The sequence below is a fragment of the Yoonia sp. SS1-5 genome, from assembly GCF_038443705.2.
GTDB classification, from domain to species: Bacteria; Pseudomonadota; Alphaproteobacteria; order Rhodobacterales; family Rhodobacteraceae; genus Yoonia; species Yoonia rhodophyticola.
Window position 1 is genome coordinate 2,456,986 of the sequence record NZ_CP151767.2, and the last position, 22,746, is coordinate 2,479,731.

16 protein-coding genes are annotated in these 22,746 nt (G+C 59.1%); 8 read left to right on the plus strand and 8 right to left on the minus strand.

What is annotated here, in order from left to right; translation table 11 throughout:
* Nucleotides 1–58 precede the first annotated feature (58 nt).
* The gene (locus AABB31_RS13630) at nt 59–928 is read right to left on the minus strand and encodes an NAD(P)-dependent oxidoreductase (protein ID WP_373634872.1); all 870 of its coding nucleotides are present in this window, start codon (nt 926–928) and stop codon (nt 59–61) included.
* Nucleotides 929–1,012: 84 nt separating this feature from the next.
* Between AABB31_RS13630 and AABB31_RS13635 the strand changes: the two genes are divergently transcribed.
* Together AABB31_RS13635 and AABB31_RS13640 are read left to right on the plus strand one after the other, a co-directional pair.
* Entirely contained in the window at nt 1,013–2,845 is a 1,833-nt protein-coding gene (locus tag AABB31_RS13635) for an IlvD/Edd family dehydratase (RefSeq protein WP_373634873.1), read from the plus strand.
* Nucleotides 2,846–2,854: 9 nt separating this feature from the next.
* Entirely contained in the window at nt 2,855–3,808 is a 954-nt protein-coding gene (locus AABB31_RS13640) for a 2-hydroxyacid dehydrogenase (protein WP_342077613.1), read from the plus strand.
* Between the two features lie 215 nt (nt 3,809–4,023).
* On the opposite strand, the gene AABB31_RS13645 is transcribed toward AABB31_RS13640, so the two are convergent.
* The 3 genes from AABB31_RS13645 to AABB31_RS13655 form a co-directional block, all read right to left on the minus strand.
* On the minus strand, nt 4,024–4,245 hold the full coding sequence (locus AABB31_RS13645; RefSeq protein ID WP_342077612.1) for a hypothetical protein: 222 nt from the start codon (nt 4,243–4,245) through the stop codon (nt 4,024–4,026).
* 110 nt (nt 4,246–4,355) lie between these two features.
* The gene (locus AABB31_RS13650; protein WP_373634874.1) at nt 4,356–5,006 is read right to left on the minus strand and encodes a YjbF family lipoprotein; all 651 of its coding nucleotides are present in this window, start codon (nt 5,004–5,006) and stop codon (nt 4,356–4,358) included.
* On the minus strand, nt 4,985–7,165 hold the full coding sequence (locus AABB31_RS13655; RefSeq protein ID WP_373634875.1) for a YjbH domain-containing protein: 2,181 nt from the start codon (nt 7,163–7,165) through the stop codon (nt 4,985–4,987). Before AABB31_RS13655 ends, AABB31_RS13650 begins: the two co-directional genes overlap by 22 nt.
* A 148-nt stretch (nt 7,166–7,313) precedes the next feature.
* Between AABB31_RS13655 and AABB31_RS13660 the strand changes: the two genes are divergently transcribed.
* Entirely contained in the window at nt 7,314–8,081 is a 768-nt protein-coding gene (locus AABB31_RS13660) for a metallophosphoesterase (protein ID WP_342077609.1), read from the plus strand.
* On the opposite strand, the gene AABB31_RS13665 is transcribed toward AABB31_RS13660, so the two are convergent.
* The gene (locus tag AABB31_RS13665; protein WP_342077608.1) at nt 8,078–9,931 is read right to left on the minus strand and encodes a nucleoside-diphosphate sugar epimerase/dehydratase; all 1,854 of its coding nucleotides are present in this window, start codon (nt 9,929–9,931) and stop codon (nt 8,078–8,080) included. The two genes, AABB31_RS13660 and AABB31_RS13665, sit on opposite strands and share 4 nt — an antisense overlap.
* A 211-nt stretch (nt 9,932–10,142) precedes the next feature.
* On the opposite strand from AABB31_RS13665, the gene AABB31_RS13670 reads away from it, so the two are divergent.
* The gene (locus AABB31_RS13670) at nt 10,143–12,272 is read left to right on the plus strand and encodes a polysaccharide biosynthesis tyrosine autokinase (protein WP_342077607.1); all 2,130 of its coding nucleotides are present in this window, start codon (nt 10,143–10,145) and stop codon (nt 12,270–12,272) included.
* Here the strand turns inward: AABB31_RS13670 and AABB31_RS13675 are convergent.
* Genes AABB31_RS13675 through AABB31_RS13685 form a run of 3 tightly spaced genes read right to left on the minus strand, consistent with a single transcriptional unit; the run spans nt 12,269 to nt 15,605 of the window.
* Nucleotides 12,269–13,315: a lyase family protein gene (locus tag AABB31_RS13675; protein WP_342077606.1), complete on the minus strand. Its 1,047-nt coding sequence runs from the start codon at nt 13,313–13,315 to the stop codon at nt 12,269–12,271. The two genes, AABB31_RS13670 and AABB31_RS13675, sit on opposite strands and share 4 nt — an antisense overlap.
* 29 nt (nt 13,316–13,344) lie before the next feature.
* Entirely contained in the window at nt 13,345–14,772 is a 1,428-nt protein-coding gene (gene ppsR, locus AABB31_RS13680) for a transcriptional regulator PpsR (RefSeq protein ID WP_342077605.1), read from the minus strand.
* A 35-nt stretch (nt 14,773–14,807) separates the two neighbouring features.
* Entirely contained in the window at nt 14,808–15,605 is a 798-nt protein-coding gene (locus AABB31_RS13685; RefSeq protein ID WP_342077604.1) for a cobalamin B12-binding domain-containing protein, read from the minus strand.
* Nucleotides 15,606–15,881: 276 nt separating this feature from the next.
* Here AABB31_RS13685 and bchF point away from each other — a divergent pair, with 276 nt between their 5' ends.
* Genes bchF through AABB31_RS13705 form a run of 4 tightly spaced genes read left to right on the plus strand, consistent with a single transcriptional unit; the run spans nt 15,882 to nt 22,744 of the window.
* Nucleotides 15,882–16,394, plus strand: coding sequence for a 2-vinyl bacteriochlorophyllide hydratase (gene bchF, locus AABB31_RS13690; protein ID WP_342077603.1), 513 nt, complete (start codon nt 15,882–15,884; stop codon nt 16,392–16,394).
* A complete protein-coding gene (locus AABB31_RS13695; protein WP_342077602.1) occupies nt 16,391–17,674 on the plus strand; it encodes a ferredoxin:protochlorophyllide reductase (ATP-dependent) subunit N in 1,284 nt (427 codons plus the stop codon). The genes bchF and AABB31_RS13695 overlap by 4 nt, the downstream gene beginning before the upstream one ends.
* Nucleotides 17,671–19,209 carry a ferredoxin:protochlorophyllide reductase (ATP-dependent) subunit B gene (gene bchB, locus AABB31_RS13700; protein ID WP_342077601.1) on the plus strand — a complete coding sequence of 513 codons (1,539 nt, stop codon included), beginning with the start codon at nt 17,671–17,673 and terminating at the stop codon, nt 19,207–19,209. Before AABB31_RS13695 ends, bchB begins: the two co-directional genes overlap by 4 nt.
* On the plus strand, nt 19,199–22,744 hold the full coding sequence (locus tag AABB31_RS13705) for a magnesium chelatase subunit H (RefSeq protein WP_373634878.1): 3,546 nt from the start codon (nt 19,199–19,201) through the stop codon (nt 22,742–22,744). The genes bchB and AABB31_RS13705 overlap by 11 nt, the downstream gene beginning before the upstream one ends.
* The last annotated feature ends 2 nt before the right edge of the window (nt 22,745–22,746 follow it).

A 22,746-nucleotide genomic window follows, 5' to 3' on the forward strand; every position in this document is an offset into this window, starting at 1 on the left:
TTTCCCCTAGGTAAGGTTGATACGACTGCCGGTGCGGGACCGGTTGCCAACGTGCCAGTCAGACAGGTGTGGTCCGTCCGTTGCGGGCAAGCAATTCCTCAAACAGGCCGGAATGGTCCCTGTCACCACCCCCCATCACATCCACGTAATGGGCAAAGCGGTCCCTGACATGCTGGACGGTGGGCAATGCAAGCGTCCCGGCCTCTGCCAGAACGTTATCAAGGTCCTTAACCTGCAGCCGCGACAACCCGCCCGGCACAAAGTCGCGATTGGTCATGCGGGCGCCGTGCTGTTGCAGGATGGTGCTATCGGCAAAGCCCCCCTTCAACGCGGCACGCACAGCCGCAGGGTCAGCGCCCCCATCCTCAAGCAAAAGCATCGCCTCGGCCACGGCTGCAATTGTCACCGCAACGATTGATTGGTTGGCAAGTTTGGCCAGCTGGCCCGCGCCGGTCGGGCCCACCAAGGTGGGGCGACCCATCGTCATCAGGACATCCTGCACCCGGTCCAGGACTGCCTGATCACCGCCGACCATGATGGCCAGCGTCCCGGCCTCGGCCCCTTTGGACCCGCCCGAGACGGGGGCGTCAAGAAACGACACATCGGCCGCGCCCAGAAGGGCGGCCATGGCGCGGGCCTCTGCCGGTTTGGTGCTGGACATATCCACCCAGGTGGCCCCGGATTTCGGGCGCACGGACCGGGCGATTTCCAATACCGCATCCCCATCGGACAACATGCTGATCACGACATCCGCATTCGCCACCGCATCCGCAGGTTTTGGGGCAACCATGATCCCTTCCGATTTCAGGGGGTCAGCCTTTGCACGACTTCTGTTCCAGACGGTCAGGTCAAAGCCGCCACGCGCAATGTTGCGTGACATCGGGAAGCCCATCAATCCGGTCCCCAACAACGTGATCTTTTGGTGCATGCGCGTTACCCCTATCCAGCATGGACAGTCTGAACGCTGCCCGCAATGATCTTCCTCTGGATAGATGCAGTTTGGTATGATCAAATGCAAGCAACCCCGACAAGACAGGAGCAGCCCGCCGTGACCAAAATTCGTCCCGAAGACCTGCGCTCGCGCAAGTGGTTCAACAACCCCGACAATCCTGAAATGACGGCGTTGTACCTGGAAAGATACCTGAATTACGGGCTGACCCGCGAAGAGTTGCAATCAGGCAAACCGCTGATCGCCATTGCCCAGACAGGCAGCGACCTGAGCCCGTGCAACCGCCATCACATCGAATTGGCCAAGCGGGTCCGCGACGGGATTATCGCGGCAGGCGGGGTGCCTATCGAACTGCCCGTCCATCCCATTCAAGAGACGGGCAAGCGCCCTACGGCAAGCCTGGACCGTAACCTGGCCTATCTGGGGCTGGTGGAAAGCCTCTATGGCTATCCAATTGACGGCGTTGTGCTGACCATCGGCTGCGACAAGACCACCCCTGCATTGCTGATGGCTGCTGCCACGGTCAACATCCCGGCCATCGCCCTGTCGGTCGGGCCAATGCTGAATGGGTGGTTCGAAGGGTCCCGTGCCGGGTCTGGCACCGTCATCTGGAAAGCCCGGGAGCGGCTGGCCGCGGGCGAGATTACCGACGATCAGTTCATGGAAATCGCCGCGGCCTCTGCCCCGTCGGTTGGCTATTGCAACACGATGGGTACGGCGACCACGATGAACTCACTCGCCGAGGCGTTGGGGATGCAATTGCCCGGCTCTGCCGCCATCCCGGCACCCTACCGGGAGCGGGGGCAAATCAGCTATCAGACCGGCAAGCGGATCGTCGATATGGTCTGGGAGGACCTGCGCCCCGCTGACATCATGACGCGGGCGGCATTCGAAAATGCGATTGTGATCAATTCCGCGATTGGCGGATCAACCAATGCGCCCATCCACCTGAACGCTATTGCGCGCCACCTGGGCGTGCCGCTGAACAATGATGATTGGCAAACCCATGGGCATGACATCCCACTGTTGGTCAATCTCCAACCGGCAGGCACCTATCTGGGCGAGGATTATCACCGTGCGGGCGGGGTGCCAGCGGTCGTGGCGGAATTGATGCAGGCTGACTTGCTGCCCCATCCGGGCGCGATCACGGCCAATGGCCAAACCATGGGTGACAATTGCGCACTCAGGCGGACCAGCAATGATGATGTGATCAAACCGGCCGATGCACCGTTGATGCAGGCCGCCGGGTTCATCAATCTCAAGGGCAACCTGTTTGACAGCGCGATCATGAAGACCAGCGTAATCAGCCCGGCATTCCGCAAGACCTATCTGTCCAACCCCGACGACCCGGATGCATTCGAGGGGCGCGCCATCGTCTTTGACGGTCCCGAGGATTATCACCACCGGATCGACGATCCGGCAGAGAACATCGACGAAGGGTGTATCCTGGTGATGCGGGGTGCGGGCCCAAAAGGATATCCGGGCGGCGCGGAGGTCGTGAATATGCGCCCACCTGCCTATCTTTTGAAAAAGGGCGTTGGCGCATTGCCGTGCATCGGCGACGGGCGGCAATCCGGCACGTCCGGGTCCCCATCCATCCTGAACGCCGCACCCGAGGCTGCTGATAATGGCGGGCTGGCCCTGCTTCAAACCGGAGATCGACTGCGCATTGATCTCAAAGCCTGCAGCGCCAATATCCTCGTCTCGGACGAAATACTCGAGGGCCGGCTTAAGGCACTGGTCGCCGCGGGTGGCTTTCCCATTCCTGTCAGCCAATCCCCCTGGCAGCAATATTTCCGCGAATTGGTGCAGCCATTTGACAAGGGCATGACCTTGCGTGACGCGCCGGAATATCGCGATATCGCACGCAAGCATATGCCCCGCGACAACCATTAGGACCTGCCAATGAACGATCTTTTTGTCATCGCCCCTTTGAATGCCGAGATGCGCAAGGCGCTTGAGGCACATTTCAACATCCATCATGTCGATGACATGGATGATCCGATCCGCTGGCTGGCCCGGCATGGGGCGGGGATCGAATATGCGCTGACCGACGGGCATTACGGTATCCGGCCCGATTTCATGGCCGGGCTGCCGAACCTGAAACTGGTCAGCTCCAACGGGGTTGGGTATGACGCAATTGACACCGGCGCTGCGGTATCGCGGGGCATCCTTGTGACCCATACGCCGGCCGTTCTCAGTGCTGAGGTTGCGACCACTGCGCTGATGCTCTTGATTGCGTGCTACAGGGATTTCCGCGCAAATGTTGATCTGGCCACCTCAGGCAAATGGGCCGTGGATGGAAACCTGGCCCTTGCACGCAGCGTCGACAACCGGACCATTGGCATCCTTGGACTGGGACGGATCGGCCAGGCTATCGCAGACAAGCTTGCCCCGTTCCAACCGCGCATCCTGTATAACAGCAGGTCCCCCAAAGCCGTTGACTACACATATTATGACGATCTGACGGCCATGGCCCGCGATGCAGAGGTCTTGATTTGCATTGCCCCCGGCGGGGCGGAAACCCATCACCTGGTCAACGCGAAGGTGCTCGAGGCCCTTGGCCCTGATGGGGTGCTGATCAATGTCGGGCGCGGATCAGTTGTGGATGAAAACGCGCTGATCGCGGCCTTGTCTGATGGGCGCCTGGGCGCTGCCGGTCTTGATGTGTTCGAGGATGAGCCGAACATCCCGGATGCGCTGCGCGCAATGCCCAATGTCGTGCTGACCCCGCATATCGGCAGCGCCACGGTCGAGACCCGGGCGGCGATGGCGCAGCTGGCCATCGACAATCTGCTGCAACATCGCAAGGATGGCACCGTCATAACACCCGTACCAGAATGCGCAGAGCTTCTATAGCCGGGCAGGCATTTGGCGCCCCGGAGTAGATCAAAATCACACCGCAAGACCGATGGCAGGCCCGGGCTGGTCAGTTTCCGATCAGTCGCACGCAAACATCAGGCCGATCACGATGTTGCGCGATGTCAGCGCAGCTATGTCGATATCCGATGGGACAGAAACGCAAAAAGGCAGGCGCGAGAGCCTGCCTTTTCAAAATCTGTAGAACGCGGGCGTTATTCTGTGCCGCTTGTTCCGCTTGTATCGTCGTCATCACCGCCGGAGGCGACGATTGCACCAACAACAACAACGGCGGCAATAGCCGCAACTGTCCCAGATGTACCAAGTGCACCCAGTTGCAGGCTGGTTGCTGGATCTGGTGCCGATCCGACAGGTTGGGCAAATGCGCCCGATGCGGCCATCATGCCAGCGAGAGAAAGTGCGACAAGCGTCTTCATACTGTGGTCTCCTTGAGCCAAAGAATTTCGTTGATCAGATAATACAAGTTCAGCGCTGGTTGTAAAATGCATTCTACTAACAGGCGACTAAGACGTGCCATATATGCCAACTACTTGATCTTTTCGATCACAATATAACCGGTTTCGGCCGAAATCCATTGCCGGGAGGTACGAATATTTCCACTCGAATCAGTTAAATAGCTGTTTGTGAAGGTGCGATCAGGGCTTTCACAGGTCTCGGCGATCTGCCCATCGGGGCGTCGCGCATAACTGCAAACGAAACTGGTCGCAATAAGCTGGTTTTCGCCGTCAAGATGGCGGTGAATGCGGTTGCCTGTCGCACCGCCGCCGCGCAGGGCGCGGGCAACGTCGTTCACATCAGCGGACATCAGATCGAATCCCAGTCCGCGCGTGGCGACAACAAGGCCATTTGCTAGGCTCAGGCTGATACCGTCAGGCGTCAGAAACGTCTCAACCCCGCGATTTGTCCCAATGCGGGTCAGCACGGCAGCTGCATCGCGGGCAGGCAGTTCAACAAGCAAGACCGGCCCATCAACCGGCGCAAGAACCTGCGGTGTCAGGCTGGCGCGCAACGCCGCGGCATCCGGCGCAGGTTCACCTGCCCCCTGCGCGGTCGTGAACAGCTCAAACAATTGTTTGGTCAGCACATCCCTGTTTTCGGTATTTCCGCAGCCTGCAAGCGCAAGCACAAGGGCTGCCATGATTGCCATGCCGGATTTCATCGCCAGAACCTGCCCCATGAGCCCACCAGATTGTCATCGTGATTTTGCCGGACGGTTTCGTAGAGCCGCCAGTCCACATTCAGGCGCGCGCCCCCGTCGCGTACCAACGGCCGGATACTGGCGCTGTAGACCTTGCGCGATGGGGTTCCGACGAAATGCCCCAAAGGCACCGAAAGGCGCAAACCCTTGTCGAACGACCCCTCGCCAAAATCCTCGAACGGGACATCCGTCAAGGTTGCATATGCCCCGACCCGCCAGCCATTGTCGAATTCGCGATCAAGGGCAAAAGTCGCACCATAGTCGCCCGCCAGATAGCGCCCGACATCAATCTGCCCATGCCAGTTATTGTCGAAAGCATAATAGGCCGACGCATGCCCGGTCACGACCTCGTAGTCCCGAAAATCAAACAGCTGATCAAACGCGCGCTGGCGCGCATAATTCAGCTCCAGTCCCAGACCCAATCGACTTTGTACCGGTTTCCACAGAATTTCGGTCGAGACGCCGCCAAACATCGTCTCCAGATAGCCCGCCGTTACGCGGCCATAATAGTCAGGCGCCAGATTGAACTGATACGCGGCCGTCAGACGACTGATGGCTGGATCGCCCTCTCTGACATAAAGCTGCGCATTTGACCGGACCCGTTCGATGACGGAATTCGATGGGCGGGGCTCATCGGTCCGATTGAAGAACAGGGGCTGCCGAAGCCGCCCGGTGAATGTCAGACCGGGTGCTGCGGAATACGTGGCCGAAAGCTCTGCGCCGACGTCAAATTGCACCGGATTGTCCGGGTCAAAATAGGTCGCGCGAACATACGGCCCAAGGCGCCAGTTAAAACGCGGATAGACGCCCGCGATTGGGGTCGCGTTTGTGCCAATCTGCGAGGCATCAGCAATCCGGGCTCTGTTATATATCTGTCGGCTATTATCCGGCGCGAACTCCAACGCTTCGATATCCGACCGGCGCAAGCTGATCGCAGCTGTGCGTAACCCCCCCTCCATCGGGACGATGGTGAATTGTTCAACCGATGCGGGCATCACGCGGGTCAGAATGCGCGCTGTTCGCCCGACGGCTTCTGCCGGGGCGATATATGTCGTGTTGCGGATCAGAACCGTTGTTGCGGTTGGGTTGATTTCGATTGCTTCAAGCTGCATGCCTTCGAGCTTAAGCAGGCGTTCCATGCTTTCGCGCAGAATGTCCGGCGCATCCGCCTGGGCCCTCCAGCTTAGGTCGGCAGCAGCACCGGGCGCGCGCGGGGCAACGGGTGACGGCCGTTGTCCGGTGCCGCCGTCGACAATGGGCGTCTTGGGATTAATATCAAAGGTGACAGCAACACCGGCTTCGGTGCCGTAGAGATAATAGGCTTGTGCCACTGCCGCGTCAGACAACGCATAGCTCAGGCCCACATTCCAGGGCGACGCGCGATCAAACAGGTCCCTGCCGGCGTCATTCTCGCGCAGATATGTGTCAGATGAGTATTCCGCCTTGAATGTCAGCCTGTCATTGGCCTGCCATGCGACCCCGCCGAACAGGGCCGCATCACCACGGAACCACCGGGCGCGTTCCAGCTGACCACCGCTACCTGCAAAACCGGACGGACGCGTTTCAAGGCTCTCGTCCAGCGCACCAAGCGGATTGGCAAAACTTTGATAAGACCCAAGGCGCCCCCACCCGATCCCGCCAGTGACCTGAACGCTTGGCACAACCTCTTTGGTGGCGACGATATATTCGCCCGAATAGATGCCGGTCCCTACAAAATCCTGCAATCCGACCGCCACCGCAGGCCGATACCGGCCTTCGTCCACAAACCGGTAGCGCAGATCAAAAGACCGATCAAACGTCTCATCGCCGCCGCGCGGTCGGAGGAAATTGTCGATCCGTGAATAGCGGAAGCTACCCATCAGGCGGGGGGTCATCTGAAAACTGAGTGTTGTGCGCGTGCTGCCCCCAAAATGCCCAAAGGTCAGGGCCAGCTCGGCATCTTCGGCGCTTTGGGCTGTTGGCATGTCGATCAGACCCGGCAGTCCATAGAGCGAATAGGTGTAGTCCTGCGCCTGTGCAAAGCCGGACGTCAGCACAGCAAGTGCTGTTGCGACATACCACCGCCCATTGCAGCGCCTCTGCCCACCGTGATCCATGTTGCCCCCAACCTTGACGTGGGGGGACCGTATCTTTGCCATCCGGGCAGTTCAATGCCACGTTACGATTTGGCAAACTTCGGCAAATAGACGTCATGCATCGGCTGTCTGACCTGGTAAGATCATTGATTTATTGTCTTGCCTATGATGAAAGGCACCGACGCGGGGGCGCGAATAGGGATTTGATCGAGTGCGGCAGCTTCTAAAGGCCTTTGGTCGTCCACGGCGTGGAACGAATAGCGCTGAACACCTTGTCAATACGATCCGGCCAGACACGCCATTTACGGCCATTGGCGACATTCATGGCCGGGCTGATCTGCTTGATGACCTGCTGGCGCGTCTGAACGCCCCCTCCGATCAACCTCTGATTTTTGTCGGCGACTATGTCGACCGCGGACCGGAAAGTGCGGCCGTCCTGGCGCGCCTGTTTGAAATGCAGCAAGCCGGCGGTGATCAGGTTGTCTGCCTGATGGGGAACCACGAAAAGATGCTGTGCGAGTTCGTTGACGACCCGCTTGGCAAGGGCGCGCGCTGGTTGGTCAATGGCGGTCTGGATACCCTGCAAAGCTTTGGGGTCAGTGGGCTTTCGCGGCGCCCGGACCCAGATGACGCGATGCGTGCCTGCGAAGCGCTTGAACAGGCGATGCCGGACGGCATGCTGTCATGGCTTCGGAATTTGCCGCTAAGCTGGCAATCGGGGAATGTCTGGTGCGTTCATGCCGCAATGGATGTCGAGAAAGACCCCGAGGCGCAGCGTTCGCGGACCTTGCTGTGGGGGCATGAGAGCTTTCTGGAGCATTCTCGCAATGATGATATTTGCGTGGTGCACGGCCATACGATCGTGGATGCACCATTCAACGGGAACAGCCGCATTTCGATTGATACCGGGGCCTATTTCACCGGAAATTTGACCGCCGCACAGATCAGCGACGGCCAGTGCGTCTTTGTAACCACTTAGGCCCGTATCGTTTCTAGGTCTTGCTGGTGATAGCCATCAACCCGATCCGCAATAACACGGCGCAGCGCCGCACGGTCGCCTGCTGAAATTGCCACTTGGGTGTTTTTCAGCATTGATGCGACTGCAATTTCACTTAATGGCATCTCTTCCGCACGCAGGATTTTCGGATGCGGTGTCTTTGACAGGGTGTCGTCTACCAGCAGTTCTTCATACAGTTTTTCACCCGGACGAAGACCGGTAATTTCGATCTCGATATCGCCCAGACCGCTGTCAGGGTCTTTCACAGTCCGCCCGGAAAGCTGGATCATGCGATGCGCAATATCAATGATGCGCTGCGGCTTGCCCATATCCAGCACAAAGACATCCCCACCCTCGGCATAGGCGCCTGCCAACAGGACCAGCCTTGCTGCCTCGGGGATGGTCATGAAGAACCGGGTGACGTCCGGATGGGTCACCGTGACCGGCCCGCCCTGTTCGATCTGCCGGGCGAAAAGGGGCAAGACGGATCCGGACGACCCCAGCACATTGCCAAAGCGGACCATGGCATATTTCGTGCGCGCCGCCCGGGTCTGGACATCCTGAACGACAAGTTCAGCCATCCGCTTGGTAGCGCCCATAATATTTGTCGGGCGCACGGCCTTGTCCGTAGATACCAGTATGAACCGTTCAATACCTTGGGCATCCGCGACATCAGCAACCGTTTTGGTGCCAATCACATTATTTGTCGCGCCCTCGATCTCGTTTTCTTCAACCAGCGGCACGTGTTTGTAGGCCGCCGCATGAAGAATGATCTCGACACCTTCTTCCACGACAACATCCGTGACCCGTTGCTTGTTGGTCACCGACCCCAGCCGGGGCACGACGCTTATGTTACGCCCTTTGATACGCGGCGTCAGATCCTGATCAATGGCATACAAGGCGTATTCGGACTGTTCGAACAAGACGATCCGCGCCGGACTACAATTGATCAATTGGCGGCAAAGCTCTGACCCGATAGACCCACCCGCACCGGTGACCATCACAACACGGCCCGCATAGGCCTTGGCGATCTCGGGAATTTCCAGATCAACCTTGTCGCGCCCCAAAAGCTCATCCGGTGAGACCGAGCGCAAGCTGGTCTCCAGCCCCCGCCCCGCCATGAGCTCGATGAACGATGGCAGCACCTGAATTTCAACCGGCAAGTCACCGAGTGTTTTGATCACCGCCTCGCGTCGCTTTTCGTCCAGCGACGGAATAGCCAGAAGGACCCGCGCCACATTGTATTTCGGGATCAGGCTGGACAGTTGGGCCGGCGAATAGACATTCAGCCCCGCGATCATCACATTATGCAGGTTGGGGTTGTCATCAACAAACAGCACCGGGCGGGTTTCCACCGATTGCCGCAGGGCAGACGCAAGCTGAATTCCGGCGGCGCCCGCACCATAAATAATCACCGGCAGACGATCTTGCGCCCCATCATTGAACAATTGCAGGACGCGCAGCCCCACAACACGCACCGTAACGGAGGCCACGAAAAACACCGCGCCAAAGATCAACGGCACCGACCGGGGCGTTGGCAAGTCCAGAAGGAACACAACCGCAATCGCGGAAAACGTCAGCAACGCGGCCGCGAGTGCAATCCGCAATACCGCATCGTTTTCAATCGCATGCAGTTTGACCCGCTGAATGCCCAGCGCAGACACGACAAACGGTGCGACAACTGCCATGATCGGAAAAAGCACGCCGAAAGTCGCAAAATACGACAGCGGCATCAGATAGCCAAAGCGCAGGATAACGGCCAGATAGAGGCTGACAAGTACCAGGCAGGTGTCTGTCGCAAGAAATACCAGCCGCTTTCGCGCACGCGGCATTCTGAGCAAAGTCTGTATCAAGCTGATTCCACCCAAGAATTCTTGTTACGCTACAAATGCGCAATTTTATGGTGAATGTAAATACGACCCCCGATGCACCCTATGGTAGTGCGCCCTCATGCCGAAAGGGCGGGCCTTTCTAGGCGTGACATTGCCTTTGGGCCGTGATTATGGGATGCACGACACGCATGAGGGGCTGTGGTAACAGTAAATGAACGATCTGCTTAAAGACTTGTCGCGGCCGCAAAGCGCCGTGTCTGCTCCTGAACGTGACGAGATTGACCTGCGCAATCTGGTGGCTGTGCTGTGGCGCGGAAAGTTCTGGATCATCCTTTGTGCATTCCTGGCGACATGCGTTGGCGGCTACTACGCATTTGCTGTGGCGGTGCCGGTCTATTCGGCCAATGCAACCGTTGTGCTTGAAAACCGGCAGGATCAGGTGATTGATCTTGAAAGCGTGGTCTCGGGATTGCCCGGTGACCAGGTAACAATCAACACCGAGGTCGAGGTGCTGCGATCAAGACGGCTGGTGGAGAAGCTGGTGGTCGGCCTGAACCTGACGGATGACCCTGAATTCAACGCCCGACTGCGTCCGCAATCCAGTTTGTCGATCCAGGGCGTTGTCAGCCTGATCAGGCAGAACATCTTTGGACAGCCCGCCCCAACGACAGCGCCGACACCCCGCGCGGTTCTTGACGCGGTTATTGACGAAGTTCTCAGGAAAATTACCGTCACCAATGTCCGGCAAAGCTATGTGTTCAGGGTCGCTGCCGTTACTGAAAGCCCCGAAAAGTCTGCACTGATCGCCAACCGGCTTGCGCAGCTCTACATCGACGACCAGATCGACGTGAAATTCGAGCGCACCGAAGAGGCAACCGAATGGCTGAGTGCCCGGGTCGGCGACCTGCAGATCGAGCTGGAAAATGCCGAGGCCCAGCTGAAGGATTACAGCAGCAATACCGACCTGATCAGCCCCGAAGGCCTGGTTGCCCTGAACCGACAGCTGAAAGAATTGCGCGACAGGCGTGAAGGGCTGGCGGGCAATGTGACAACCACTGCCGGGCGGTTGGATATTCTACAGCAAGCCAAGGCGACGGGCGACATCACGCAAATGGCGGATGCGGCAAATGATCGTGGATTGGATCAGCTTCTGGCCGGTGCAGAAGGGACAGCATCGGGCGAAGCCTTCCGCCGTAGTTTCGAGCAGATCCTTGCCCGTGCCGAACTGGCCGCCACACGTGCCAGAACGCAACTTGCGGCGATTGATGTGTCAATCGCCGAGATAACACAGCGCATCGCGACGCAATCGGACGAATTGGTCCGGTTGCAGCAACTGCAGCGCGAGGCCGAAGCCAGCGGCCTGATCTATGAATATTTTCTCAGCCGCCTGAAAGAGACATCCGTCCAACAAGGCATCCAACAGGCTGATAGCCGCGTCCTGTCACAGGCCGTGGTCCCGATAAACCCGTCAGCCCCGCGCAAGTCGCTGGTTCTGGCCATGTCGCTTATCCTTGGGACGATGCTGGGGGCAGCTTTGGTGCTGTTGCGGGAATTGTCGCAAAACACCTTCCGGATCGCCGAGGATCTGGAGGCCAGAACAGGTTATCCGGTTATCGGGCAGATTCCGGTCGTCCCGGCCCGCAAGCGCCGCAAGCTACTGCAATACCTGCAGGACAAACCCAATTCTGCCGCCGCCGAGGCTGTTCGCAACTTGCGCACATCCATCCTTCTGGCCAATCTGGACAACCCGCCCAAGGTCATCCTGTCAACATCGTCAGTTCCGGGTGAGGGCAAAACCACACAATCCATCGCTTTGGCACAAAACCTCGCCGGTCTGGGCAAGAAAGTCTTGCTGGTCGAGGGTGATATCCGCCGTCGGGTGTTTCAGGATTATTTCGACATCCCCGAGCGTATCGGGCTGCTGACTGTCCTGCTGGACGAAACCCGACTGGACGAGGCCGTTACCCATCTGCCTGAATTCGGTTTCGACGTGCTTTTGGGCGAGAAATCCAAGACCAATGCGGCCGATCTTTATTCCTCTGACAAGTTTGGCAGGTTCTTGGACACGCTGCGTGCCGAATATGATTATGTCATCATCGACACCCCACCGGTTCTGGCAGTCACCGATGCCCGCATCATCGCGCGCTGGGTGGATGCAACAATCTATACCGTCAAATGGGACAGCACGTCACACCGGCAGGTGTTGGACGGGTTGAAATCGTTCCGGCAGGTCAATGTCCGCGTATCCGGCCTTGTACTGGGTCAGATTTCGCCGAAGGGCATGAAACGCTACGGATATGGTGACAGCTACGGGGCCTACAACTCCTACTACGACACCTAGGGTGCGTCGCCCATCGTGGTAATGTTCGCGACAAGACGTTTTGCGGCAATCAATCCAGCACTGGTCGCCTGCAGCATGTGCGGCAACAGCATCCATTCAAGTGACCATCTGGCACCAGAGCGTTCCTGCTCGGCAAGCATGGCGTGATGCATTCCACCTACTTGTGTTGCGTTGAACATCGCAAGTGTGACCAGTAATTCGGCCCGGATCGGATTTACCTTATGCGGCATCGCTGACGAACCGCCGCCACCCGAAATAACAATATCATCAAGGCCTTGCTGGCTCATCAGGGAAATATCCTGTCCCATCTTGCCAAGACTACCGGTGACACGCGACAGCCAGTCGGCCAGCGCAACCAGATGATCACGCATCACATGTGGGGCCTTTGCAGGTAGTGCCAGGCCCAGATCGGCGGACATGAACGTGCCAATGGGCGCGGGCAGTCCCAGACCAACCGGGCCGCCCAGCGACAATGCGGTCGCATCGTCACCGATCCGCTGCAGGTTTTCCAGATGGGTATCCAAAGGCATCAACCATGTGTTCACCCGGTCAGCCACGGTCATCGGCAGGGCGGCCTGCATGCGGGTACGGCCCATCAGCAGGTTGGTACCATGGGTTTCGCGCAAAGCGGTCAAGCCCAATTGCAAATCCGTCAAGTCATCGCGCAGGATCGGGAGAATGCCCTGCAATGTCAGCGACATAGCACTGTCCAGAACATCCTGCGAGGTCAGGCCGTGATGCAAGCCATCATGAAATTCTGTTGGCAAATCCGCTTTCAGCGCACCAATCAGCGCGGGGATGATCAGCCCGTCGCGTGCTGCACCTTCGCGCAAAACACTATCGTCGATCTTGGCGGTATCCAGACAGGACAGAACGGCGGTTGCGGTGTCATCACTGATCATTGATGCGGCATGAAGCGCGCGGGTATATGACCGCTCGACTGTCAGGATATGTGCCAACTGGCGCGTGGGGGCGAGGGCGGCCGCCACACCGGGCGCCTCGAAAAGCCCTGAAAGCCACGGATGCGCAAAAACATCAGACATGCGCGGCGCTTTTGGCGACTGACACCGGCTTATGTCTCGCTTTCACCGTCACGACTTAGCAGATCGAATTTGCGCAGTTTGACGTAAAGCGACTGGCGCGACAGGCCGAGCATTTCTGCCGCAGCGACACGGTTGTTCATCGTCAGTTCCACCGCCGTTTCGATACACATCTTTTCGACAACATTGGTGGTTTCGGCAACAATATCCTTCAGCGTGGCACTGCCGACAAGTTCCACGACAGACCGCATGCTTTCATCGCTGGTCGGATTGACCGTGCTTCGGCTGACATCCATCTGATTGGCATCACGCAACACAAACGCAAAGACGGCATACGGGCCGGCATGCAGCTTGGTGATCGAGATTTCCACGGATCGGGGGCTGCCATACTCGCCCGCAAGTTTGGTCGCATACATCCGCATCCGCCCCGCGCGACCGGCATTTTCGACCATCACCTTCAGGTCGACGCTGCCGCGTTGCAGATAATCCGAAAGGTTGCGGCCACGCAGATTGATATCATGCGCGACGTCGATGAAATCCAGAAATGCCTCATTCGCCGACAGGATATCACCGCCATCCGAGGCAAAGACGATCGCCTCCGGCCCACTGATATACAGATCATGCAGATTACGCGCCAAATCATCGGCCCGGGGCGCGACATCATCGGCGGGCGCGATCCGGCAGAGCAGGACACGCTCGCCAGAGGCGCGGAACATCGCCGGGACCAACCCAACGGCCTGTCCGGTGCCGCGTATGGCGGTTTCCGTTTTGGTCGTGCGGTCCGATATGGCGCTGGCCGCAAGGCTATCGACCAGATCACCACGTTTTTGACCATCAAAGAGACTGGCAAATGCGGTGCCAATCAGTTCCTCGCGGGGTCTTTCCAACAAGGCCACCGCCGCGGCGCTGACTTCGGAGATTTCACCGCTTTTGATCGAGACAAAGACAATCGGATTGGTGGTGCATTCCATCAAGACCCGAAACCGCGTGTCATATTCGCGCTGGGTCTCGTAATCATGTTCAAGCGCCAGTTGGGCCTTGACCAGCTGTTGCTGCATCTCGGCGATGGGGCGCAGGTCGCGACCCAGCATCAGGATCGCGCCATCCGGTCCGATACGATGGAAGCTGTAGCGCACCGGGAATTCCCAGCGGCCCACATTATCAGCGTGGTTCAGTTCGACCGGCCTGACCGGTTCGCTGCTTTCGACGAAAGCATGCAACCGGGCATCGAATTTCGACACGCTTTCGATTGTCAGCGCACTGCGGATATCCTTGCCTTCCCAATGCTCCAGCTTGCGAAACGCATTATTGGCCGGATTGATCAGGACGGACAGAACAGTGCCGTTATCCGATATGACAACGCCCAGATCGGCAACTTCTGCAATGATGTCCCCAAGGATCTCGGGGGCGATCAGTGGAATTGCCCCGCTATCCCAATATTTCGTGCCGCGCGATGTCATGGCATCCGCGCCAGTTTGGGAGGACGGGCCATCACTCAGACCCCGCGCTTCATCAGCGCGTCGTCGTGCATTCGTTCTATCAGACCGCAAAGTCGAAGGGCCTCATCCGGACATCCTGTGGCGTAGTCGGCGCCAGTGAGGGCCGTTACATTTTCTTTGTCCTCGACGTCCAAGATAGACCCACCAATAACAACCGGTGGCCGACGCGACGCCGCGACCCCTATAACATCGACGATCCTGCGCAACGTTTCAAGCCGTTCGCCACAAGATGCCGAAATGAACACCGCATCAAAGCTGGCCAATTCCACCAGCTTGACCAGTTCGGTGCGCCGCATGCCAAGAACCAGTCTGACCGAAAGGCCTTTGCGCCTTAGCTGCCCGGCCAGAACCATCGCACCAAGCGTATGGTGTGCCTGCTCGGGCACGACAAGCATTATTGCGGGTGCTGCCGGATGCGCGACACTGTCCGCCGACCATGCGGGGCCCAGATCCCGCAACATGGATTGCAGGCGCGACACGCCAATCGTGACCTGCGCAAAGCCAAGTTGATCCTCGCACCAGTCCTGGCCCATGTCCCGCGCAAGGGCGGGGATATACAGGTCGGCCATGTCTTCGGGGCGCAAGCCGCCATGCAGCGCATCTTTCATGACCTCGACGCAGGCCTCGCGGTCCGCGCTTAGTGCCGCCTCGCGCAGTTTGACGAACAATGCCTGATCAACCCCGGCCACCGATGATGGCCCGGTATCACCATCGCGCACGCGCGGCGCCGCCGATAAACGGCGCACCGGTGCATCCAACGGTGCCTGCGCATCTTTATTTCGATGGTCGGCCATCCATCCATCCTTTTGCTCGGCCCACGCATGCGTCAGGCCTTGGCAACGACTTGCCGCATTGTCCTGCGCAGAGTGCCGATTGTCAAAGTAAATTGACACGAACATTCATGCGGGAAAACTCATCTGACACAAAGCACTGATTTATATGTACTATATCGACCTTTGTGCGGACGTGTCAGGAGCAGTCAACAGATATAGCACATGTGTAAGTTAAAGTTGACACTGAGGATGAATGACACCTATCATTTACACAAGGGACTGTCAGGGGCTACTTACATGTCAATCTTTTCGACCGAAACAACGCGCTTGGAGTCACTTGCGCCGCGGCCGTCGAAAGCGCTCTATTCAGACGCAGAACGCGCCCGGCGCGACAGTACCAAGTGGACCCTCGTGCAGGGTGTTCTGGCCCCCTTCCAATTCGTCGTCTTTCTGATCTCGCTTGCCCTGGTGATCCGGTACCTGATGACAGGGGCTGGCTATGATGCCGCAACGGCCTCGATCATCGTCAAAACGGGTGTTTTGCTGCTGATCATGGTGACCGGCGCGATCTGGGAAAAGGTTGTCTTTGGCCAGTACCTGTTTGCACCGGCTTTCTTCTGGGAAGATGTGTTCAGCTTTGCGGTTATCGCATTGCATTTATTGTATGTTTTCGCACTGCTGACGGGTGCGCTTGCGGCCCGTGATCTGATGTTTCTGGCGCTACTGGCCTATGCGGCCTACGTGATCAACGCGGGCCAGTTTGTCTGGAAACTGCGCGTCGCCCGGCGCGATGCGGAGCAGCGCGCATGAACGTCCCTCTGCCCCCCACAAATGGTGGCTGTCGCAGCGCGCCGGTCCTTAAGGAACGCGGCCAGCGCGAGGTGTTTTGCGGGTTGACCGGGATCATCTGGCTGCACCGCAAAATGCAGGACGCCTTCTTCCTTGTTGTCGGGTCGCGCACCTGCGCCCATCTGCTGCAATCCGCAGCCGGTGTCATGATCTTTGCAGAACCGCGATTCGGCACCGCGATTTTGGAAGAATCGGATTTGGCCGGTCTTGCCGACGCGCATGAAGAGCTTGACCGCGAGGTTGCGCGGCTTCTGGCCCGCCGTCCGGATATCCGGCAGCTATTCCTTGTCGGCTCCTGCCCGTCGGAGGTGATCAAGATTGATCTGGCCCGCGCCGCCGAACGACTAAGCCAAGTGCATGCGCCACATGTCCGGGTGCTGAATTATTCCGGCTCGGGTATCGAGACGACCTTTACCCAGGGCGAGGATGCGTGCCTCGCATCCATGGTCCCGGTTTTGAAAAACACCGCCGCGCGCGAGTTGCTCGTGGTCGGCGCGCTGCCCGATGTGGTCGAAGATCAGATGTTAGGGCTGCTGGCCGATCTGGGCATCGGCCCCGTGCGGCTGCTGCCCGCCCGCCGGATTGATGACACAACCGCAATCGGCGAAAACACCGTTTTCGCCCTGACGCAGCCGTTCCTTGGCGATACCCATGCCGCACTTGAACGCCGCGGCGCCCGGCATATCGCGGCCCCCTTCCCCTTTGGTGACGAGGGCACAACCGCGTGGCTGCGTGCCATTGCCGCCGAATTCGGAGTCAGCGAAGAAACATTCGAACGGGTCACTGCAGCCCCCCGCGCCCGCGCCCGCAAGGCTATTGCCCAGGCGTCCGAGGCCCTGCGCGGCAAATCCCTGTTCTTCTTTCCCGACAGCCAGCTGGAAATTCCGCTGGCCCGTTTTCTGACCCGCGAATGCGGCATGACCGCGATTGAGGTTGGCAGCCCCTATATTCACGACGCGCTGCATGGTCCCGATCTCGACCTGCTGCCGGCTGGGCCGCAGATTTCCGAAGGTCAGGACGTGGACAAGCAGTTGGCCCGCGCCCGCGCCGCCCGCCCCGACCTGACGGTCTGCGGTCTGGGCCTTGCCAACCCGCTGGAGGCGGAGGGGCTATCCACCAAGTGGGCCATTGAGCTGGTCTTTACCCCTGTGCATTTCTACGAGCAGGCGGGCGATCTGGCTGGTCTGTTCTCGCGTCCGCTGCGCCGCAAATCTGTGTTGCGGATGGAGGCGGCGGAATGAAGCTGACCGTCTGGACATATGAAGGCCCGCCCCATGTCGGCGCGATGCGCGTCGCGACCGCGATGAAGGGCCTGCACTATGTGCTGCACGCCCCGCAGGGCGATACATATGCTGATCTGCTATTCACCATGATCGAACGCCGCGATCATCGTCCCCCGGTCAGCTACACCACATTTCAGGCCCGTGACCTGGGATCGGACACAGCCACATTGTTCAAGACATCCTGTCAGGACGCAGTCGACCGGTTTGACCCGCAGGCGATTATCGTCGGCGCCTCGTGTACCGCAGAACTGATCCAGGATGACCCGGCAGGTTTGGCCGAAACCATGGGCCTGTCGATCCCGGTTATTCCGCTGGAACTGCCCAGCTATCAGCGCAAGGAAAACTTTGGCGCGGATGAGACGTTCTATCAGATCGTCAAGCATCTGGCCCAACCGCAAGCACGGACGCAACGCATCACCTGCAACATTCTTGGCCCCACCGCTTTGGGGTTCCGCGCCCGCGACGATGTTGAAGAGCTGACCGGCCTTTTGTCCGACATGGGCATCGACGTGAATGTGGTCGCCCCCCTGAATGCCACCCCCGCCGATATTGCGCGCTTGCCTGCCGCTCATTTCAACGTGCTGCTATCCCCTGAAACGGGTGAAGCCGCTGCCCGCTTCCTGGAAAAGAACCACGGCCAACCCTATACAAAAACCGTCCCGATCGGCGTTGGTGCCACCCGCGATTTCATTGCTGAGGTTGCGACCCTGACCGGCCTGTCCGCGCAGGTGGATGAAAGCCGGTTGCGGATGCCCTGGTGGTCCCGGTCTGTGGACAGCACCTATCTGACCGGCAAGCGTGTCTTTATCTTTGGCGACGGCACCCATGTTGCCGCCCATGCCCGCATCGCCCGCGATGAGATGGGGTTCGAGGTTGTCGGTATCGGATGTTACAACCGCGAAATGGCCCGGCCGATCCGCGCGCTGGCCAAGGAATACGGCATCGAGGCGCTGATCACCGACGACTATCTGGAGGTTGAAGCCGCTATCGAACGGCACGCCCCGGAAATGATCCTCGGCACTCAGATGGAGCGCCATATCGGCAAGCGGCTGGGCATTCCCTGCGCGGTCATTTCAGCACCCGTCCATGTGCAGGACTATCCCGCCCGCTATTCCCCCCAGGTGGGTTTTGAGGGCGCCAATGTCATTTTTGATACGCTGATCCACCCGCTGGTCATGGGCCTGGAAGAACATCTGCTGACGATGTTCCGAGATGATTTCGAATTCCATGATGCTGCCGGTCCAAGCCATCACGGCGGGCATTCGCCGTTGCCGGCCGAGGATGCCTCCGGCGGGAGTATTTCGGGCAAGATGATGGATGTGCAGCCTGACAACGTGATCTGGCTGTCAGATGCGGAACGTGAGCTGAAAAAGATCCCGTTCTTTGTGCGTGGCAAGGCCCGCCGCAACACTGAAACCTTTGCGCTGGAAAAAGGGCTGCACGAGATCAGTCTTGATACGCTTTACGAAGCAAAGGCCCACTATGCGCGATGAGGTGATGCATACGCCCTACCGCGTGGTGATCGTCACGCTGGATGCCCATGCCGCAGGCCCCTGCGCCCGCGTGATGTCCCGGTTGGCACCGGATTTCCCGGGGCTGGATGTGCAGGTCCTGTCATCAGCTGAATGGGGCGAATGCCCCAAGGCACTTGCTGCCGCCAAGGCCGCGATTGCCGAGGGTGATATCATCATCGCGAACCTGCTGTTCCTTGAAGAGCATATCAACGCGATCCTGCCCGCGATGCAGGCCCGGCGCGACCACTGCGATGCCATGATCGGCATGATTGCGGACGCGTCTGTCGTCAAGCTGACCCGCATGGGTGATCTGGACATGGCCAAGCCCGCAAGCGGCGCGATGGCCCTGCTCAAGCGGCTGCGCGGGTCCTCCAAGCCGTCGACAGAGAATGGCGCCAAGAAGATGAAGATGCTGCGGCGTCTTCCCAAGATCCTCAAGCTGATCCCGGGCAAGGCACAGGATTTGCGCGCCTGGTTCCTGTCGATGCAATACTGGCTTGGCGGGTCGGACGACAATGTCGAACATCTGATCCGTTTCCTGATTGGCCGGTATGCAGACCGCCCCGACTGGCATGGCGCCAAGGCGGATGCCCCCATCGCATATCCTGATGTTGGCCTCTATCATCCAGACCTGCCCGGACATCACATCGCCACCGATATCGCCGATCTGCCCCAACGCGCCGACCCTGTCGCAACCATTGGCGTGCTGATGTTGCGATCCTATGTTCTGGCATCGGATTGTGCGCATTATGACGCCGTCATCCGGGCATTTGAGGCGGCCGGCATGCGGGTCATTCCTGCCTTTGCCGGTGGGCTTGACGGACAGCCCGCGGTCGATACCTATTTTCAAGGCAATGTGGACGCCCTTGTCTCGCTGACCGGGTTTTCGCTGGTCGGCGGTCCTGCCTATAATGACAGTGACAAGGCCATCGCCCTGCTGGGTCAATTGGATGTTCCCTACATCGCGGCCCAACCGCTGGAGTTCCAGACGCTGGGACAATGGGCCGCCAGTCCGCAAGGGCTTGGGCCGATTGAAACAACGATGCTGGTGGCCCTGCCGGAGCTTGACGGTGCCACGAACCCCACTGTTTTTGCGGGACGGCATGGCACGGATGGCTGCCAGGGATGCGCACAGGCCTGTCAGGGTACATCGACCTGCAAGGCAATGGCCCCCTGCCACGAGCGGATTGCAAATCTGACCGAAAAGACCCGCCGCCTGGCCGTTCTGCGCCGGATGCGCAATGCCGACAAGAAAGTCGGGATCGTCCTGTTTGGATTCCCGCCAAATGCGGGCGCGGTTGGCACAGCGGCCTATCTGAGCGTGTTTGAAAGCCTGCAGAACACCCTGCGCCGGATGCGTACAGAGGGATATACCGTCGAGGTTCCGGAAACCGTTGATGACCTGCGCGCGGCCCTGTTGCAGGGGAACGCAGCGCAATACGGTCAACAGGCCAATGTCGCCGCCCATGTCGATGCTGACACAATTGTGCGCACGGCCAGACATCTGGAAGAGGTCGAGGCGGTCTGGGGCCCGGCGCCGGGCAAAATCCAGTCGGATGGCCGGGGCGTCTATGTCCTTGGTGCGCAATTTGGCAATGTCTTTGTCGGCGTGCAGCCTGCCTTTGGCTACGAGGGCGACCCGATGCGCCTTTTGTTTGAGCGTGGCTTTGCCCCGACCCATGCCTTTGTCACCTTTTATCAGTGGCTGCGCGACAGCTTTGCGGCTGACGTGCTGCTGCATTTCGGCATGCATGGCGCGCTGGAATTCATGCCAGGCAAGCAGGCCGGGCTTGGCGCAAGCGACTGGCCTGACCGCCTGATTGGCGAGATGCCCAATGTCTATCTCTATGCAGCCAACAACCCGTCCGAGGCGACCCTTGCCAAACGCCGCGCAAATGCCGTGACCATCACGCATCTGACCCCGCCGCTGACGACTGCAGGCCTCTACAAGGGGCTGGCAGAGCTGAAAGACAGCCTGATCCGCTGGCGCGAGATGCCCGACGAGGATGACCAGCGCAGTGATCTGGAACAGCTGATCCGCGATCAGGCGAATGCGGTCGATATGAATGCCCGCAATATCGACCAGCTTTGGCTGAAGCTGCTCGAAACCGAAGGGTCGTTGATCACCGAAGGTCTGCATGTGGTGGGCCAACCGCTTTCTGCCGCGGCCCGCGCCGATATGATCAAGCTGATGCCTGAAGGCGAAGCCGCGGACAATGCGGCAGAGTTGCTGCGGGAAGATCACGAATTACCCGCGTTGATGCGCGCCCTGTCGGGGGAATTTATTGCGCCGGTGCCGGGCGGTGATCTGATCCGCGCGCCAGAGATTGTTCCGACGGGCCGTAATATTCATGCATTTGATCCGTTTCGGATGCCGACAGCGTTTGCGATGTCCGAAGGGGTCAAGCAGGCCGATCTGTTGTTGAAAACCCATGCCAGCCTGCCACGCACCGTGGCGCTGGTGCTTTGGGGGTCGGACAACATCAAGACCGATGGTGGCCCGATCGCGCAGGCCCTTGCGCTGATGGGGGCAACCCCCCGGTTCGACAGCTTTGGCCGCTTGTCAGGGGCTGACCTGATCTCGCTTGACCGGCTTGGGCGGCCCCGCATTGATGTGGTGATGACCCTGTCGGGCATTTTCCGCGATCTGCTGCCATTGCAGACCCGGATGCTTGCCGAGGCCGCGTTGAAAGCAGCCCAGGCCGATGAGCCGCTGGAGCAGAATTTCATTCGTGCCCACGCATTGGCCTATGCCGATGAGATGGGCTGCGATCTGGAAGAAGCTGCCTTGCGGGTCTTTTCCAATGCCGAAGGGGCCTATGGGTCCAACGTTAACCAGCTTGTCGACAGTTCCGCCTTTGGGGACGAGGACGAGCTTGCCGATGCCTATGAGGCCAGAAAATCCTTTGCTTACGGCGTCAACGGCAAGGCCGCCCAAAATCCGGCGCTGCTGCAAAAGGCGCTAAAGGACGTCGATCTGGCCTATCAGAACCTTGAATCGGTCGAATTGGGCGTGACCACGGTTGATCACTATTTTGACACGCTTGGCGGCATTTCCCGGGCCGTGAAAAGGGCCAAGGGCGGTCAGGCCGCACCTGTCTATATTGGCGATCAGACCCGGGGGTCCGCCAAGGTGCGCACCCTGCAGGATCAGGTTGCCCTGGAAACCCGCAGCAGATCATTGAACCCGAAGTTTTTTGAGGCCCTGCTGAACCATGGGCATGAAGGTGTTCGCCAGATCGAGGCGCAAGTCACCAATACATTGGGCTGGTCAGCAACCACTGGCGAGGTCGAACCCTGGGTCTATCAGCGGCTTTCAGAGACATTCGTTCTGGATGACGACATGCGCAAACGGCTGGCTGCACTGAACCCGCAAGCCTCAATGCGGATGGCAAACCGCCTGCTGGAAGCATCCGACCGCGACTATTGGGCCCCGGACGAAGCAACGCTCGCCGCGTTGCAGGATGCCGCAGACGCAATCGAAGACACAATGGAAGGGGTGGCCGCAGAATGACC

Coding starts and splice junctions, on each gene's coding strand:
- ppsR (WP_342077605.1), bottom strand. CDS start 14,772: ATGACATCGCGCGGCACGAAATATTGGGATAGCGGGGCAATTCCACTG.
- AABB31_RS13685 (WP_342077604.1), bottom strand. CDS start 15,605: ATGGCCGACCATCGAAATAAAGATGCGCAGGCACCGTTGGATGCACCG.
- AABB31_RS13670 (WP_342077607.1), top strand. CDS start 10,143: ATGAACGATCTGCTTAAAGACTTGTCGCGGCCGCAAAGCGCCGTGTCT.
- AABB31_RS13655 (WP_373634875.1), bottom strand. CDS start 7,165: ATGGCAAAGATACGGTCCCCCCACGTCAAGGTTGGGGGCAACATGGAT.
- AABB31_RS13695 (WP_342077602.1), top strand. CDS start 16,391: ATGAACGTCCCTCTGCCCCCCACAAATGGTGGCTGTCGCAGCGCGCCG.
- AABB31_RS13705 (WP_373634878.1), top strand. CDS start 19,199: ATGCGCGATGAGGTGATGCATACGCCCTACCGCGTGGTGATCGTCACG.
- AABB31_RS13630 (WP_373634872.1), bottom strand. CDS start 928: ATGCACCAAAAGATCACGTTGTTGGGGACCGGATTGATGGGCTTCCCG.
- AABB31_RS13645 (WP_342077612.1), bottom strand. CDS start 4,245: ATGAAGACGCTTGTCGCACTTTCTCTCGCTGGCATGATGGCCGCATCG.
- AABB31_RS13635 (WP_373634873.1), top strand. CDS start 1,013: ATGCAAGCAACCCCGACAAGACAGGAGCAGCCCGCCGTGACCAAAATT.
- AABB31_RS13665 (WP_342077608.1), bottom strand. CDS start 9,931: ATGCCGCGTGCGCGAAAGCGGCTGGTATTTCTTGCGACAGACACCTGC.
- AABB31_RS13640 (WP_342077613.1), top strand. CDS start 2,855: ATGAACGATCTTTTTGTCATCGCCCCTTTGAATGCCGAGATGCGCAAG.
- AABB31_RS13650 (WP_373634874.1), bottom strand. CDS start 5,006: ATGGGGCAGGTTCTGGCGATGAAATCCGGCATGGCAATCATGGCAGCC.
- bchB (WP_342077601.1), top strand. CDS start 17,671: ATGAAGCTGACCGTCTGGACATATGAAGGCCCGCCCCATGTCGGCGCG.
- bchF (WP_342077603.1), top strand. CDS start 15,882: ATGTCAATCTTTTCGACCGAAACAACGCGCTTGGAGTCACTTGCGCCG.
- AABB31_RS13675 (WP_342077606.1), bottom strand. CDS start 13,315: ATGTCTGATGTTTTTGCGCATCCGTGGCTTTCAGGGCTTTTCGAGGCG.